We start from the raw sequence: 15,709 nt of genomic DNA, 5'->3' as shown, positions 1-15,709 counted from the left end.
TATGAAGACTAAATTATTAGCAATAACTATAACTTTAATAAGTTCCCTTTCTTTCTCTCAAGTAAAATTGGCTGATAAGTTCTTTGATAATTTTGGTTATGTAAAGGCCATTGAATTATATGAGAAAGCAGTTGAAAAAGGCGAAAACAGTGTGCATGTTTTAACACGATTGGGAGATGCATACTATAACAATTCTAACTCAGAAAAAGCGGTCTATTGGTATAGTGAAGCTTTAAAAGAATCTGAAAGCATAGATGCAAAATACTTATATAAATATATTCAATCGCTAAGAAGTATAGGCAATTATGATGAAGCGGATAAATGGTTTAAAGAACTTAGTGCTGCACATCAAGGAGATAGTAGGCTTAAAGGTTATAATCCTGATGAAGTAGATATTTATAATAAACTAACTTCAAAAAATGATGTAGTTGTAAATATTGAGAATTTACCTTTCAATACAGAAAATTCAGATTTTGGATCCTATATTCACAATAACACTTTATACTTTGCATCCGCAAATAATGAAGGGAAAAAAGTTTATAACTGGAATGACGAACCTTTTTTAGACTTAGTACAGGTATCAATTACCAAAGAAAATGGTAATCAAAATTACGGATCTGTAACTGATTTACCTTCTAGCATGATCAATTCTGAATACCATGAGGCTTCAGTTGCAATCACAAATGATGGAAAAACACTCTATTTCACTAGAGATAATGTAAATAAACGTAACCGTCTTAACTACGATAAAAAAGGAACAACGCATTTAAAAATTTATAAAGCCACTCTAACAGATGATAAGTGGGAAAATATTGAAGAATTACCTTTTAATGACAAAGTATTTTCAACAGGCCATCCTGCTTTAAGTCCAGATAATAAAACGCTATACTTTGTATCTGATCGTGAAGGTGGAATTGGGCAAACCGATATCTATTCAGTCTCCATAAACGAAAATGGCACTTATGGAGAGCCAGAGAATATGGGAGAATTAATTAATACAGAAGGAAGAGAAATGTTTCCTTTTGTAAGTAAGGATAACACCTTATACTTTTCATCAGATGGCTATTTAAATCTAGGTTTATTGGATATTTTTAAATCTAATAATTTAACAGGAAATCGTTCAGAACCTGAAAATATAGGAGCTCCATACAATAGTGGTTATGACGATTTTGCTTTTTATATAGACTCAGAAACTCAAAAAGGTTACTTTTCATCTAACCGACCAAATGGTAAAGGAAGTGATGACATCTACAGTTTTAATGCCTATCAATGCAAACAAGAAATTTCTGGAGTAATTAAGGACAGTAAAACAGGCATCTTTTTAACAGGTGTTATTATACGATTGATTGATGAAACTGGTAAAGTTATAGAAGAGATCGACACAAAAGACAACAGTAATTATACATTTGTAGTAGATTGTGACAAAACTTACACTGTTGTTGCTACAAAAGAAGACTATAAGGAAGATAAAGAAACAATTAATACGGACCTTGATAATGAAAAGGTAAATACCCTAGATTTAGAGTTAGAGCCATTAATTATAGACAATCAGATTGTGATTAACCCAATTTTCTTTGACTTTGATAAATCTAATATCAGAACTGATGCAGAATATGAATTAGAAAATATTGTTGACGTACTTCGTAAACATCCAGAAATGATTATTAAAATTGAATCTCATACAGACAGTCGTGGTCGTGACAGATATAATTTAAAGCTATCGGATAGACGAGCAAAATCTACAAGAGATTATATTATTTCAAGAGGTATTGATGCTAGTAGAATAGAAAGTGCAAATGGCTATGGTGAAACTCAACTATTAAACAAATGTGCCAATCGCGTAAAATGTTCAGAAGAAGAGCACCAAATGAACAGGCGTTCTTACTTTTATATTGTTAACGAATAGAATTTAAAGGCTTTAAAATAAAATTTAAATATAAGCAAGCTCACTGAGCTTGCTTTTTATTTTTAACTGCTAAAGCAATCACAAAAAATTTCATTTACAAATTTTCTAGATTACATTTATATAATATATGAATTACACAAAACACACGATAGAACTATATGATTATGGCTATTCGATAATTGATACGTTTTACTCAAATGAAGAAATCAAAGGAATAATAAGCTGTTTAGAATCAAATAAATTAGAGACGAAGTCTCTTAGTAAGTCTAAAAAAATATATGCCATTAGACAACTTTTTAAAGCTGTACCAGATTTAAAGAATTTAGTATTTAATCAAAAATTAATTAATCTCATAACAAGTCTTAGTGAAACTAATCCTTTTTTAATAAAAGCTATCTTTTTTGACAAGCCACCAGAATCTAATTGGTTTGTTCCATATCATCAAGATATAAGTATATCTGTTAATAAAAAAGTTGAGTTAAATAGCTATAAAAATTGGACCATCAAAAAAGGCTTATATTGTGTACAACCTCCTCACAAGATTCTAGAAAAAACTATTACAATTCGCATTCATTTAGATGATACCAATAAAGATAATGGAGCTTTAAAAATAATTCCTAAGTCTCATCAAAAAAAAAATTATAAGAAAAAATACTTCAGATTGGAATCTAGATAATGAGATTATATGTGAGGTCGAAAAAGGTGGAATAATGTTAATGAAACCTTTTCACCTCCTTGCTTCAAACAAAACGATTAACAAGGAAAGGCGTCGTGTTATTCATCTAGAATTTAACTCGCATCAGCTTTCAAAACCATTAGAGTGGTTAGAATACGAGTCTATAAACTAAAAAAGCCACAAGAATTTGTGGTTTTTTTTGCTATTAATCAATTTTAAAACGATTTAACGTTTTATAAAAATATTAGTAAAGTACCATTTACCCTCACTATTCTGTTCGGCTGATACATCAAAATCTGTAAAGTTTCCTTCAATATTTTCTTTATGACTTGGGCTGTTTAACCAAGCATTAACAACAGACTCCGCAGAATTAAAACCGTATGCCACGTTTTCTGAAACTATATTAGCACTAGCATTAGCTTCCAAGCTCTGTTTTCTTTGAAAAAAGTTATCATGAGACACATTATCTACTTCAATCATATAATCTGTGTGGGTAGATGCTACAGCCTTGACCGTATTATGATCATTTAATGGATTTAAACCTTTTGTAATTCTGTAAACATTAATAAGTTCCATAATCTCTATTTCGATTTGCTTTGCTTGAGGAGCAACTGGAACTTCTATAGAGTTAGTTTTATCATCTGTTGCACTGTCTGTGGAACAAGATGATAAGCCTAAGAGGGCAACAATAGCCAAAAATGGCAAAAGCTTAGCAACTTTCATAAGTAGGTTATTTAGGTTTGGGATTACTAAACTAAGTGCCTACTTGCTAAAAAAAAAGAAATTTAGATAAATTCGATGAAATACATGCATTTTATCGAATTTAATTGCAAAACATCGGTGAAATACACTTTTAAGTATCAAAAAATCAAATTACATCGAATAAAAAAGCTTTTTATCGATAAAACTAAGGTGATAACCTATCAATTTTCCAATTATAATCTTTTTGAAGTTGGTAACGAATTCTATCATGAAGTCTATTAGGTCTACCTTGCCAAAATTCAATCTCAACTGGTTTTACTATAAATCCGCCCCAATGTTTAGGTCTTTCTAAGGGCATACCTTCATATCTATCTTCTAAAGCTTTAAGTTTAGATTCTAATTCGTTTCTATCAAAAACAATATCACTTTGATTTGAAGCAATAGCACCTAGTTGACTTCCTCTAGGTCGCGATTCAAAATATCCATCACTTAAGTTTTCAGAAATCTTCTCAGCTGTACCCTTTATAATTATTTGTCGCTCTGCTGTATGCCAAAAAAAAGATAAGCAAACATTTGGGTTATCACTAATAGCCTTACCTTTTTCACTATTATAATTGGTATAGAAAATAAAACCTTCGTGAGAATACTTTTTCAGTAGCACTACTCTACTCTTAGGATAACCATCTAACCCAATAGTGGAAATAGTCATTGCATTAGTTTCATCAACATTGAAATGAGTATCAACTTCAATAAACCAATTTCTGAATAACTCAATAGGATTCTGAGGCACATTCTCCAATAGAAGCTCACCTTTTTCGTATGATTTTCTGTAGTTACTTAAGTCTTTTTCCATAGATATTACGAAGTTAGTAGAATATTTTGTTTCTATCAAAAAAACCGTAGATTTGATAAAGTTAACCCTTATTAACTAAAATAATTCTTAGAATGCAATTTGAAGATTCTCCTCTTTCGAAATCACTGAATTATGAAAAAATAGTTCTTGACTTTGGCTCATACTACCTCTGTGATGACTTTTTTATTATGGAGGTCAATGAAGGTGAACATTTTAACTCAGAAAAGTTAAATAAACTTTTAAGTTCTTTAAGAGCTTATTATGGACATCATAAAACCCTAGCTTATATAGCAAACCGTGTTAATGCTTATTCTATCGATCCAGTCTTATGGTCTTACTTTGATAAAGATGATAGTATTTTAATTGCTGCTTCAATAGTAAGTTACAGAGATTCTACATATTTAAGTGCAAACATTGAGAAACAAATGGCCTCTATACCAATGAAGCGTGCATTAAGTTTAGGAGAGGCAATTAATTGGGTGCAACATTTAAAAGAATTTAACTAAAATTCAAAAGATTTTCCATCTTTAGATAGAAGAACATTTTCAAAAACAGTCTTCGCTTCAGTTTCAAAACCATCGTAACTTCCATATCGTGTGGAATAGTGACCAAGTATTAGCCTACCTACATTAGCTTTTTTAGCAATAGTCGCAGCTTGTTTAGCTGTACTATGCTTAGTACGTTCACAAAGATCTTCATTTTTATCTAAAAATGTAGATTCATGGTAGAGTACAGTAACATCTTTTATTATTGGTATTACAGACTCGTTATAAACTGTATCACTGCAGTAGGCATAACTTTGAGGAGGTATTGGATCTTTTGTAACTGAACCGTTATCTATTAAAACACCATCTTCATTTTCAACATCTGCACCCTGTTTTAGTTTTCTATAATAAGCTCTACTTATATTAGCTTCATTAACAGCATTTATATCTAATTTACGCTCATTTTCTTTCTCTTTAAAAAGAAAGCCATTCGTATAAATGCGATGCTTTAGTGGAATTGTATGAACTTCAACTTTATCATCCTCATAGATTAATTCTGTCTCCTTTGAGTTTAACTCATGAAAAATCAGAGGATAATTAGTCCAACTATCAGACAATTTCATTTGAAGTGTAATCACCTTTTTTAATCCTTTTGGGCCATATATATGAAGTTCAGTTTCTCTAGTGAGTAAACGAAATGTACTCACTAAACCAACCAAACCAAAATAATGATCGCCATGAAGGTGAGAAATAAAAATATGCTTAATCCGAGAGAACTTCACTTTGTTACGTCGAAGTTCTACTTGTGTACCTTCACCACAGTCAATTAAAAACATGTGGTTTTTAATCTCTAAGACTTGAGAAGTTGGATTGGTATCTGTTCGTGGAGTTGCGCTGTGACAGCCTAAAATGGTTAATTTCATGTATTAAAACCCTAAATCGCGTTCAATGTCTTCCATTTCTATAATATCAAAAGCTTCTTGCAATGTTGGCACTACGATAACTTCGTCTGGCATTTCGTCTAAATCTGCTTTCTCAGAAACTACGACAAAAGATTTTTTAGCAGAACGATGATCATTACTAAGACGCAAAAATTCAATAACATCTTCTAAAGCAATCTTGTCTAAACTCGATAACCGAACAACAAGGTGATGATTTTTATACTTATCATAGGCCTGCTCAATATTATTAACCAAAGTTTTAACAGAAGCATTTTCTTGAGCAATTATTATCGTATTACCATCTTTATCAATAATCATAATCTATTGTTTTATTTTAGACGCTAAAAGGTAAATTACCGCCATCCTAACTGCTACACCATTTTCTACCTGATTTAATATAATAGCTTGTTTAGAATCTGCTACATCACTTGTAATCTCTACTCCTCTATTTATTGGGCCTGGATGCATAATGACAATCTCTTTATCTAAACTATCTAATAATTCCTTATTAATACCAAATTGCTGAGTATATTCTCTAGTAGAAGGAAAATAACTAATATCCATACGCTCATTCTGTACACGAAGCATATTAGCTACATCACACCATTCGAGTGCTTTTTTAAGATTAGTTTCTACCTTTACACCAAGATCTTTAATATACTTTGGAAGTAATGTTTTTGGTCCACAAACCATAACATTTGCCCCTTGCAATTGCAAAGCATATATATTAGATAGTGCAACTCTACTGTGTAGTATATCACCAACAATAACTACATTTTTTCCTTTAACAGCACCTAACTTCTCTCTTATAGAATAAGAATCTAATAAAGCTTGCGTCGGATGCTCATGTGATCCATCACCTGCATTTATAATACTTGCATTAACATGTTTAGATAAAAATACACCTGCTCCAGGATTTGGATGACGCAATACCACCATATCTACTTTCATAGATAATATGTTATTTACTGTATCAATAAGCGTTTCCCCTTTTTTAACTGAGGATTGTGAAGCTGAAAAATTAATCACATCTGCTGACAATCTTTTCTCTGCTAACTCAAAAGATAATTTTGTACGTGTAGAATTTTCGAAAAATAAATTGGCAATGGTAATATCTCTTAGTGAAGGTACTTTTTTAATCGGTCTATTAATAACCTCTTTAAACTGATCTGCAGTTTCAAAAATAAGTTCTATATCTTGTTTTGTAAGATATTTGATTCCTAATAAGTGATTGACACTTAATTCACTCATAATTTAGTATTCTATTTATCTATTAAATACACGGCATCTTCCCCTTCATTCTCTACCCAATTTACTTTTACCTTCTGGTTATCGATTGCATCTACTTGTCTCCCTTTATAATTAGGTTGTATTGGTAAATGACGACTAAAACGTCGGTCTATTAAGGTTAATAATTCTATATTTTTTGGTCTTCCAAAAGACTGAATTGCGGTTAATGCAGACCTTATACTTCGTCCAGTATAGAGCACATCGTCAACAAATACCACATTTTTATCTTCTACAATAAAATCTATCTCTGTTGTATTAGCTTCTAGAGGCTTATCTCCTCTTCTAAAGTCATCTCTAAAAAATGTAATATCTAAATGACCTAATTGAATATTTTTAATTTTATAGTCATTTCTAAGCATTTGAGCTAAACGATCTGCTAAAAATTTACCCCTTGGTTGTAAACCAATAAGTACAGTTTCAGAAAAATCATCATGGTTTTCAATAAGCTGGCAAGCCAATCTGTGTAGAGTGATATTGACTTCTTTAGAGTTAAGTAATACTTTTTGACTCATATAGTATCCAAGCGTTGCTGGTTGGCAAAGTTAAGGTAAATTATTTGAGTTTCAAACAGAAGTGCATTCATAAAAAAGCCTTTCATTTCTGAAAGGCTTTTTTCTATAATTAAATTTCAAGGAATTACTTCTTCCCGTCTAATTTATCTTTAAGTGCTTGTAAAGCTTCATTTGCATCACCAAGAGTTGGTTTAGCTTCTGCCGCTTGAGCAGCCTGTTTTTTAACAGCTTGCTTAACGATTTTAGCTTCTTCAGCTCTAAATACTGCTGTATGAGATGCTACAACACGCTTGAATTCTTTATTAAATTCAATGATTTTAAATTCTGCTTCTTCACCTTTCTTAAGTTTAGAACCATCTTCTTTCTCTAAATGACGTGCTGGAATAAAGGCCACAATATCTTCGTTGAAATCTATTGTTGCTCCTTTATCTACCATTTCAGTAACTGCTGCTTTGTGAATAGATTCTAAAGCAAACTCTTTTTCGTACTTATCCCAAGGGTTATCTGTAGTTTGTTTATGACCTAAAGATAATTTACGTCCTTCTACATCTAATTCTAATACAACGACGTCTAGGTTATCACCAACGTTACAGAACTCAGATGGATGCTTAATCTTCTTAGTCCAAGATAAATCTGAGATGTAAATTAATCCATCAATACCTTCTTCTAATTCAACAAAAACACCAAAGTTTGTAAAGTTACGTACAATACCTGTGTGCTTAGAACCTACAGGATATTTCTTAGTGATATCTGTCCATGGATCAGGTGTTAATTGCTTAATACCAAGAGACATTTTACGATCTTCTCTATCTAAAGTTAAGATAACAGCATCAATTTCATCACCTACAGTTACGAAATCTTGAGCTGAACGTAAATGTGTTGACCAAGACATTTCACTAACGTGAACTAAGCCTTCTACACCTTCTTCAACTTCAATAAATGCACCGTAATCTGCAATTACAACAACTTTACCTTTTACTTTATCACCAATCTTAACATCTTCACCTAAAGCTTCCCATGGATGCTTAGATAATTGTTTAAGACCTAATTGGATTCTTGATTTATTTTCATCAAAATCAAGGATTACAACATTTAATTTCTGATCTAACTCAACAATCTCATTTGGATGGTTGATACGAGACCAAGATAAATCTGTAATATGAACTAAACCATCTACACCACCTAAATCAATAAACACACCATAAGAAGTAATGTTCTTAACAATACCTTCTAATACTTGTCCTTTTTCTAGTTGACCAATGATTTCTTTCTTTTGTTCTTCAATATCAGCTTCAATTAAAGCTTTATGAGAAACAACTATATTTTTGAATTCGTGGTTGATTTTCACAACTTTAAATTCCATAGTCTTATTTACATACTGATCGTAATCTCTAATAGGCTTAACATCGATTTGAGATCCTGGTAAGAATGCTTCAATACCAAATACATCTACAATCATACCACCTTTAGTTCTGCATTTCACAAAACCATTTACGATTTCACCAGTATCATGTGCGTTGTTTACACGATCCCAAGCTTTGATTACTCTCGCCTTTCTGTGTGATAATACTAATTGACCTGTAGCGTCCTCACGTACATCAATTAATACTTCTACTTTGTCACCAACTTTAAGATCTGGATTGTAACGAAACTCATTAAGAGAAATTACACCTTCAGATTTTGCGTTAATATCAATAATAGCATCACGATCTGTAATTGTGATAACTGTACCATCTACAACTTCATCATCTAAAGTGTCAACGAAATTTTCTGATACCAATTTTTCAAATTCTTCTAATTTAGTATCTTCAACTTGCTCAATTCCTTCTTCGTAATTGTGCCAATCGAACTCTTTTAAGAATTTTTCTGGATTTGCTTGTGCTTCAGAGACTACTGGAGCTTCTACTGTTACTGCTTCAGTTGCTTCTACTGCTACCTCAGCTTCTTTTGTTTTCTTTTCAGCCATTGCTGATTAAACTTTGTATTCTGTAATTTTTGAAAGCCTGCGAAAAAAAGCTACAGAAGTTATTAATTATTATTTTTTTATTTCCTTTCTATTCTTCCTAATATTCGCTAAAAAGGAGCGCAAAATTAAGCATTTATAAGTAATTAACAAATATTTCACCCTATTATTAATAGGTTAATTAAAGTTAGTTTTCGGATTGATAACAGTACATTTTCAGAAAAGATGAATATTTAAGTTATTTTTGATAAAAAGAAATGATGAAAAAGCATTTTTTCTTATCTGTTTTACTTGGATTTTTAATTATCAGTTGTAGTAAAGATGATGACACTAGTCCTAACAATCCACTCGTAGATATTGAAATACTAGGGGAATGGGATATTAGTGCTCGTGGTGTAAATAACATATCTTCATTAGAGGTAATATGTTGCCACACTTTAAGTTTTTACGAAGATGCCGACAATAGAGACTTTAAAGGTACTTATGTTTCAAACGATAGTGGATTTATAACAAGTGGCAGTTTTATTATAGATAACAATATAATTTCTTACACAACAGATCTTGACAATACTTATATGTTAGAATTCTCAATTGAGAATAATGTACTAGAAGTTTGGTCCATTGATGAGGATAATGGTGATCGTAACTGGTCCCAATACCTCAGAGTTATTGAATAAATACAACTAAGAATTATATATCTGTAAATCCTTAACAGCTATATGTGACATAATAAATATAATTGTGTCCAATTATTGGTATATCAAAATGATTAGTTAAATCACAAAACTTGGCACATAATTTGGTATATTCACAATACATTAATAACTTAAAATTCAAACAACTATGGTTAGAGCTAAATACCAAGGCGTATTAGACTTAGGCGAAAAATTAAACATTCAAAACGGAGATGTTAGTGAAGACAATGGAGTACTTAAAGTAACTGGTACTGCTGCCACACAGTATGAGAAAAACCTATTATGGGATGCTATTAAAGTAGCTGGTGGTGACAATCCTTCTGATATTATGGCAAATATTAAAGTGGCTGATGAAACAGTTTATGCAATACATACAGTTGCTTCTGGTGAAACTTTAGGAAAAATTGCTAAGCACTATTATGGTGATGCAATGAAGTATAAAGAAATCTTTGCTGCAAACACAGATATCCTTAAGAATCCGGATTTAATTCATCCAGATCAAGAATTAGTAATTCCTAATCTTTAACAGGAATTAAAAAATAAAAGAAGCGACTTTAGAGTCGCTTTTTTTTATTTAGAAATATTATGACTTGCAAGATTTATAATTGTATCTAATTGCTCTTCAATTGTTAATTCTGAATTATCAATTTCTATGGCATCATTTGCTTTTACCAATGGTGAATCCTCTCTTGTAGAATCAATGCGATCTCTAGTTGTTACATTTTCTAGGACATCTTCGTAATTTAAATTATGTCCACGTTCTAAAAGTTCTTTGTAACGTCGCTTTGCTCTAGTTTCTGCAGAAGCAGTCATAAATATTTTTAATTCTGCTTCAGGAAAAACTACAGTTCCTATATCGCGTCCATCCATTACAATACCTTTATACTGTCCCATCAACTGCTGTTGTTTTACTAACATACGCCTTACTTCGGATAGTGTAGCGACTGGACTTACAAATTGGGAAACTCTTAGTGTTCTAATATCTGATTCAATATTAATACCGTTTAAGTAAACTTCTGCAAAACCTTTAATGTCATTAAACCTAAATGTAATAGAAACTTTATCTAGGTTTTGAATCAATTTTTTAGAGTGAAAAAAATCATCACCAATAAAATCATTCTCTAATGCAAAATAGGTCACAGCTCTATACATTGCACCTGTATCTACATATATATAATTAAGCTTAATGGCTAATTGTTTTGCAATAGTACTTTTTCCTGTTGATGAAAAGCCATCTATAGCGATAATGATTTTATTCATACTTTAAATTTAAAATATTATCTCCTCCTACTATCTAAATCTATTTGCAATCCGAAAAAACTTGTATTAGATGCACTTGTATATCTTGCGTGAGTATAACTAAATCGCATTTTATTTAACTTAATACCAACACCAACTGAGAGCCCTGAGAAATTTCTTTGATCTAAAATTCTTAATTCTTCTGCTCTCCTAAAATTATATCCTAATCTTATATTAAAACCTCCTTCCGGAAATAATTCTGCACCTAAAATAAGATGTCGTAAACCTTTATTAAAAAAGCTAACTTTTTCTTGAGTTTGATTCCCATCTAAATCTGTAGTCGCCCTTGCTGGATTTGAAACACCAATTGGCCACTTTTGCAAATTCTCCAAAGTTAAGTGCCAACGTAAAGGTACGTTTTCTAGAGTTTGGGACATTCCAAAATTAACTTCAAATGGTAAAGGTTCATTTTGACCTGCATAAGTTGTAAACTGCGTTCCTAAATTTCTAACTGTAATAGCCGCATGAAAATCTAAATCTTCATTAATGTACATTGCTCCAAAGTCTAATGCTCCACCAAAAGAGTTGTATTGTTCTAATGACGATGTTATAAGCTTCACAGCTGCTCCAACATAAAAATCTGTAAAAGGAATATTATAATTATAAGCTGCGGAAAGAGCGGCTTCATTTCCATTGAAAGTACCTGTTGAATTACCATTAACATCATAACCATCAAAAGTACCATAATTGATGTAGGAAACACCAATGTGAAAGGTCTGTACATGTCTATCCCAAGTATAAGCATAAGCAGCTGTTCCATAACTTATACCTCCTAAATAGTTGGAATAGTTAACAGCTAATTGATTCCCCATTTCCCAATTAATTGAGGCAGGATTATATAGACCTTCTGTAACATCGTGATCGAAATTGGTAATGATTTTTCCTCCTAAAGCAGCTTGTCGTGGTGAGGAAACAAGATTTAAGAATTGGTATGTAGATTCTCCACCTAATTGCGCGAACAATGGTAGTGCCAACAATAAAAAAAATAAGTTGGTAACCCTCTTAATCATAAACCATGCAAAATAACTAAATCTATCTTAAAACGATGATATGATTTTTTTATTTTTTGGGTGTAATAATTTTCTATTTTAATTGCAGTATTTGACCAATCATAAGCATATCATTAGTTAACCTATTCAATTTCTTAAGCGCTTTTACAGATGTTCCGCTTTTCTTAGCAATACTATATAAAGTATCCCCTTTAGCAACTGTACAAACTGAAATATCAGCTTTGTCATTAGATAATCCAAAATCTCTAACACGAAGCTTTTGACCTACTTTAATTAAGTCTGTATTTAAACTATTCTTGCTTTTTAATTCATTAACAGTAAGGTTGTATCTCATAGCTAATCCAAATAAAGTTTCCCCACGTTCTACAATATGAAAATTTGAAATATTTTTATTGGCTGTATTAATAGGCTTAGACTTTGATTCTGGTACAATATGTAGATCAAAATTCTTTACTACCAGCTTTTGTCCTTTATCTATTATCGTAGTTTCTAAATTGTTTACTTTCTTTAATTGAGTTAAAGAAGTTTCAAAACGATTTGCAATCTGATATAAAGTTTCACCTTGCTTTACAACATAAAAATCTGAAGCATCTGAGGAAATTTCTTGTTTTGGTATTATTGCTTTGACAACATTTGAAGTATCTGCTTTTTTTTCTTCTAAGTTAACTAAAGTAATTTCTCCAGTGGCAATATTTAGTTTTGCTGGTTTACCATCTAAAATGACATCTTTATATTCAATTTCAGATTGCGCAAAAGCAAATAAACTAGATATTGCCAATGCAATAATGGAAAAAATTAACTTATAGTTTTTTTGCATTTTTAACTTTTTGATTGGTTAATGCGAGTTTTAACACATCACTCATATCTGTAACATAATGGAAAGTTAAACCTTTAAGGTATTCAGGCTTTATCTCATCAATATCTCTTTTATTGTCTTCGCAAAGCAAAATCTCTTTAATACGAGCACGTTTAGCTGCTAGAATTTTTTCTTTGATGCCTCCAACTGGCAACACTTTTCCTCTCAATGTTATCTCACCAGTCATAGCTAAACTCTTTTTCACTTTTCTCTGAGTGAATAAAGATACTAAAGATGTTAACATGGTTACACCGGCACTTGGTCCATCTTTTGGAGTTGCACCTTCTGGTACGTGAATATGTACATTGTACTTATCAAAAACTTCTGGTTTTATCCCAAATTCATCCGTGTTAGCCTTAATGTATTCCATGGCAATTGTAGCAGATTCCTTCATGACCTTACCTAAGTTACCAGTAATAGTTAAGCTACCCTTACCTTTAGATAAAATGGATTCTATAAACAAAATATCACCTCCTACTCTAGTCCAAGCTAAGCCAGTAACTACACCTGCGACATTATTATTTTCATATTTATCGCGTTCTAATCTTGGACTACCTAATACTTCTATAACATCATCATTAGAAATCTTGATGTTATACTTTTCTTCCATTGCAATATTTTTAGCAGCATAACGCACCATTTTTGCAATTTGCTTTTCTAAACCTCTTACACCAGATTCGCGAGTATAACCTTCAACTATTTTTTCTAATTGTGGCTTTGCTATTTTTAAATGCTTACTATCTAAACCATGTTCCTTTAGCTGTTTTGGTAACAAATGACGCTTAGCAATCTCAACTTTTTCTTCAATAGTATAACCTGTAACATTAATAATCTCCATTCGATCTCTTAATGCTGGTTGTATAGTATTTAAACTATTTGCAGTAGCTACAAACATTACTTTAGATAAGTCATAACCCATTTCTAAGAAATTATCATAAAATTCACTGTTCTGTTCTGGGTCTAGCACTTCTAACATCGCAGATGATGGATCACCTTGATTACCAGTTGAAAGTTTATCAATTTCATCTAATACAAAAACTGGATTAGAAGTTTGAGCTTTCTTTAAACTCTGAATAATTCGTCCTGGCATTGCACCAATATATGTCTTTCTATGACCTCTAATTTCAGATTCATCACGTAAACCACCTAATGAGATTCTTACGTATTCTCTACCTAAAGCTTCAGCTATAGACTTTCCTAAAGATGTTTTACCTACACCTGGTGGTCCATAGAGACACAATATTGGAGACTTCATATCATTACGAAGCTTTAATACAGCTAAGTACTCTATAATACGCCTCTTAACATCGTCTAAACCAAAATGGTCACGATCTAAGATTTTCATTGCTCGCTTAAGATCAAATTTATCTTTGCTAAACTCATTCCAAGGTAAATCTAAAAATAAGTCTAAGTAATTTCGTTGAATTGAATACTCAGCCACCTGAGGGTTCATGCGTTGCATTTTAGACAACTCTTTATCGAAATGTACTTTTACTTTGTCATCCCATTTCTTTGCCTTAGAACGAGTCTTCATCTCTTCAATCTCTTCACTAGAAGATACTCCTCCACCTAATTCTTCTTGAATAGTTTTCATCTGCTGATGCAAAAAATACTCACGTTGCTGTTGGTTCATATCACTTTGAACCTTATTCTGAATATCATTCTTAAGCTCTAGCTTCTGATATTCCATATTCATAAACTTCAAGGTTTGAAGCGCACGTTCCTTAAGATCATTAATTTTTAATAATTCTTGCTTCTCCTCTACTTTAAGATTCATGTTTGAAGACACAAAATTTACTAAGAACGAGTTGCTTTCAATATTCTTAATAGCAAATGATGCTTCAGATGGAATATTTGGGCTTTCTTTAATAATTTCTAGTGATAAATCTTTTATAGAATCTATTATAGCTTTAAACTCTTCATTATCCTTTGCAGGTTTAGCTTCAGAGATATCAGAAATTGTTGCAGTTAAATAAGGCTTTTCAGAAATAACCTCTTTAATCTGGAAACGTTTTTTTCCTTGAATTACAACTGTAGTATTACCATCTGGCATTTTTAAAACCTTCAAAATTCGAGCTACAGTTCCTATTTTATAGATATCCTTTGCTGTAGGGTTTTCAACAGACTCATCCTTTTGAGATACCACTCCAATAACTTTTCCTCCTTTATTAGCATCATTAATTAACTTTATAGATGCATCGCGTCCTGCAGTAATTGGAATAACTACTCCAGGGAATAACACAGTATTTCTTAAAGATAGAATTGGTAAAGACTCAGGTAGAGATTCATTATTTATTAACTCTTCATCTTCAGGTGTCATTAATGGAATTAATTCTGAATTTTCATTAAAATCCTGAAATGACAAACTGTCAAGGCTTATAAAATTTGATTTTCCCATATATATATTTAAGCCATTCTGTCATTTATAAATTAAGAATAGCATTGGTTTAAATGTATTAATAATTAACTTTATTCTGAATATCAGTTAGTTATAAGATATTCAAAGTTGTTCACACTATTA

At 31.5% G+C, this 15,709-nt stretch carries 16 protein-coding genes; 5 read left to right on the top strand and 11 right to left on the bottom strand.

Annotation, left to right across the window (positions count from 1 at the left end; all coding sequences use genetic code 11):
• Position 1 precedes the first annotated feature (1 nt).
• Positions 2-1,906, top strand: a complete 1,905-nt coding sequence (locus WPG_RS14220; protein WP_045475607.1) for an OmpA family protein — start codon at positions 2-4, stop codon at positions 1,904-1,906.
• Between the two features lie 127 nt (positions 1,907-2,033).
• Entirely contained in the window at positions 2,034-2,582 is a 549-nt protein-coding gene (locus tag WPG_RS14215) for a phytanoyl-CoA dioxygenase family protein (RefSeq protein ID WP_231850198.1), read from the top strand.
• Between the two features lie 225 nt (positions 2,583-2,807).
• Here the strand turns inward: WPG_RS14215 and WPG_RS14210 are convergent, their stop codons facing one another.
• Together WPG_RS14210 and pdxH are read right to left on the bottom strand one after the other, a co-directional pair.
• Positions 2,808-3,305: a CAP domain-containing protein gene (locus WPG_RS14210; protein WP_045473892.1), complete on the bottom strand. Its 498-nt coding sequence runs from the start codon at positions 3,303-3,305 to the stop codon at positions 2,808-2,810.
• A gap of 184 nt (positions 3,306-3,489) precedes the next feature.
• The gene (pdxH, locus tag WPG_RS14205; RefSeq protein ID WP_045473890.1) at positions 3,490-4,137 is read right to left on the bottom strand and encodes a pyridoxamine 5'-phosphate oxidase; all 648 of its coding nucleotides are present in this window, start codon (positions 4,135-4,137) and stop codon (positions 3,490-3,492) included.
• 92 nt (positions 4,138-4,229) lie between these two features.
• Between pdxH and WPG_RS14200 the strand changes: the two genes are divergently transcribed.
• Positions 4,230-4,643, top strand: coding sequence for a hypothetical protein (locus WPG_RS14200; RefSeq protein ID WP_045473888.1), 414 nt, complete (start codon positions 4,230-4,232; stop codon positions 4,641-4,643).
• On the opposite strand, the gene WPG_RS14195 is transcribed toward WPG_RS14200, so the two are convergent.
• The 5 genes from WPG_RS14195 to rpsA form a co-directional block, all read right to left on the bottom strand.
• Positions 4,640-5,545 carry a ribonuclease Z gene (locus WPG_RS14195; protein WP_045473886.1) on the bottom strand — a complete coding sequence of 302 codons (906 nt, stop codon included), beginning with the start codon at positions 5,543-5,545 and terminating at the stop codon, positions 4,640-4,642. The genes WPG_RS14200 and WPG_RS14195 overlap by 4 nt on opposite strands.
• A gap of 3 nt (positions 5,546-5,548) precedes the next feature.
• Positions 5,549-5,881 (bottom strand): hypothetical protein, encoded by a 333-nt coding sequence (locus WPG_RS14190; protein ID WP_045473884.1) that lies wholly within the window; start codon positions 5,879-5,881, stop codon positions 5,549-5,551.
• Positions 5,882-5,884: 3 nt separating this feature from the next.
• Positions 5,885-6,814: an aspartate carbamoyltransferase catalytic subunit gene (locus WPG_RS14185; protein WP_045473882.1), complete on the bottom strand. Its 930-nt coding sequence runs from the start codon at positions 6,812-6,814 to the stop codon at positions 5,885-5,887.
• An 11-nt stretch (positions 6,815-6,825) separates the two neighbouring features.
• Entirely contained in the window at positions 6,826-7,365 is a 540-nt protein-coding gene (pyrR, locus tag WPG_RS14180; RefSeq protein WP_045473880.1) for a bifunctional pyr operon transcriptional regulator/uracil phosphoribosyltransferase PyrR, read from the bottom strand.
• Between the two features lie 124 nt (positions 7,366-7,489).
• Positions 7,490-9,331 carry a 30S ribosomal protein S1 gene (rpsA, locus tag WPG_RS14175; RefSeq protein ID WP_045473878.1) on the bottom strand — a complete coding sequence of 614 codons (1,842 nt, stop codon included), beginning with the start codon at positions 9,329-9,331 and terminating at the stop codon, positions 7,490-7,492.
• 257 nt (positions 9,332-9,588) lie between these two features.
• On the opposite strand from rpsA, the gene WPG_RS14170 reads away from it, so the two are divergent.
• Entirely contained in the window at positions 9,589-10,005 is a 417-nt protein-coding gene (locus tag WPG_RS14170; RefSeq protein ID WP_045473876.1) for a hypothetical protein, read from the top strand.
• Positions 10,006-10,171: 166 nt separating this feature from the next.
• Complete coding sequence (locus WPG_RS14165; RefSeq protein ID WP_045473874.1) at positions 10,172-10,549, top strand: LysM peptidoglycan-binding domain-containing protein; 378 nt, start codon at positions 10,172-10,174, stop codon at positions 10,547-10,549.
• A 44-nt stretch (positions 10,550-10,593) separates the two neighbouring features.
• Here the strand turns inward: WPG_RS14165 and cmk are convergent, their stop codons facing one another.
• The 4 genes from cmk to lon form a co-directional block, all read right to left on the bottom strand.
• Positions 10,594-11,283, bottom strand: a complete 690-nt coding sequence (cmk, locus tag WPG_RS14160) for a (d)CMP kinase (RefSeq protein ID WP_045473872.1) — start codon at positions 11,281-11,283, stop codon at positions 10,594-10,596.
• A 17-nt stretch (positions 11,284-11,300) separates the two neighbouring features.
• The gene (porQ, locus tag WPG_RS14155; RefSeq protein ID WP_045473870.1) at positions 11,301-12,332 is read right to left on the bottom strand and encodes a type IX secretion system protein PorQ; all 1,032 of its coding nucleotides are present in this window, start codon (positions 12,330-12,332) and stop codon (positions 11,301-11,303) included.
• 73 nt (positions 12,333-12,405) lie between these two features.
• Positions 12,406-13,149, bottom strand: a complete 744-nt coding sequence (locus WPG_RS14150; protein ID WP_045473868.1) for a LysM peptidoglycan-binding domain-containing protein — start codon at positions 13,147-13,149, stop codon at positions 12,406-12,408.
• Positions 13,133-15,586 (bottom strand): endopeptidase La, encoded by a 2,454-nt coding sequence (gene lon, locus WPG_RS14145; protein ID WP_045473866.1) that lies wholly within the window; start codon positions 15,584-15,586, stop codon positions 13,133-13,135. Before lon ends, WPG_RS14150 begins: the two co-directional genes overlap by 17 nt.
• Positions 15,587-15,709 lie beyond the last annotated feature (123 nt).

It is taken from the genome of Winogradskyella sp. PG-2, assembly GCF_000828715.1.
Classification (GTDB): domain Bacteria; phylum Bacteroidota; class Bacteroidia; order Flavobacteriales; family Flavobacteriaceae; genus Winogradskyella.
Note: the sequence above shows the minus strand (reverse complement) of the source record. Positions and strands in the feature narration are given on the sequence as shown.

Coding starts and splice junctions, on each gene's coding strand:
- WPG_RS14220 (WP_045475607.1), top strand. CDS start 2: ATGAAGACTAAATTATTAGCAATAACTATAACTTTAATAAGTTCCCTT.
- WPG_RS14215 (WP_231850198.1), top strand. CDS start 2,034: ATGAATTACACAAAACACACGATAGAACTATATGATTATGGCTATTCG.
- WPG_RS14210 (WP_045473892.1), bottom strand. CDS start 3,305: ATGAAAGTTGCTAAGCTTTTGCCATTTTTGGCTATTGTTGCCCTCTTA.
- pdxH (WP_045473890.1), bottom strand. CDS start 4,137: ATGGAAAAAGACTTAAGTAACTACAGAAAATCATACGAAAAAGGTGAG.
- WPG_RS14200 (WP_045473888.1), top strand. CDS start 4,230: ATGCAATTTGAAGATTCTCCTCTTTCGAAATCACTGAATTATGAAAAA.
- WPG_RS14195 (WP_045473886.1), bottom strand. CDS start 5,545: ATGAAATTAACCATTTTAGGCTGTCACAGCGCAACTCCACGAACAGAT.
- WPG_RS14190 (WP_045473884.1), bottom strand. CDS start 5,881: ATGATTATTGATAAAGATGGTAATACGATAATAATTGCTCAAGAAAAT.
- WPG_RS14185 (WP_045473882.1), bottom strand. CDS start 6,814: ATGAGTGAATTAAGTGTCAATCACTTATTAGGAATCAAATATCTTACA.
- pyrR (WP_045473880.1), bottom strand. CDS start 7,365: ATGAGTCAAAAAGTATTACTTAACTCTAAAGAAGTCAATATCACTCTA.
- rpsA (WP_045473878.1), bottom strand. CDS start 9,331: ATGGCTGAAAAGAAAACAAAAGAAGCTGAGGTAGCAGTAGAAGCAACT.
- WPG_RS14170 (WP_045473876.1), top strand. CDS start 9,589: ATGAAAAAGCATTTTTTCTTATCTGTTTTACTTGGATTTTTAATTATC.
- WPG_RS14165 (WP_045473874.1), top strand. CDS start 10,172: ATGGTTAGAGCTAAATACCAAGGCGTATTAGACTTAGGCGAAAAATTA.
- cmk (WP_045473872.1), bottom strand. CDS start 11,283: ATGAATAAAATCATTATCGCTATAGATGGCTTTTCATCAACAGGAAAA.
- porQ (WP_045473870.1), bottom strand. CDS start 12,332: ATGATTAAGAGGGTTACCAACTTATTTTTTTTATTGTTGGCACTACCA.
- WPG_RS14150 (WP_045473868.1), bottom strand. CDS start 13,149: ATGCAAAAAAACTATAAGTTAATTTTTTCCATTATTGCATTGGCAATA.
- lon (WP_045473866.1), bottom strand. CDS start 15,586: ATGGGAAAATCAAATTTTATAAGCCTTGACAGTTTGTCATTTCAGGAT.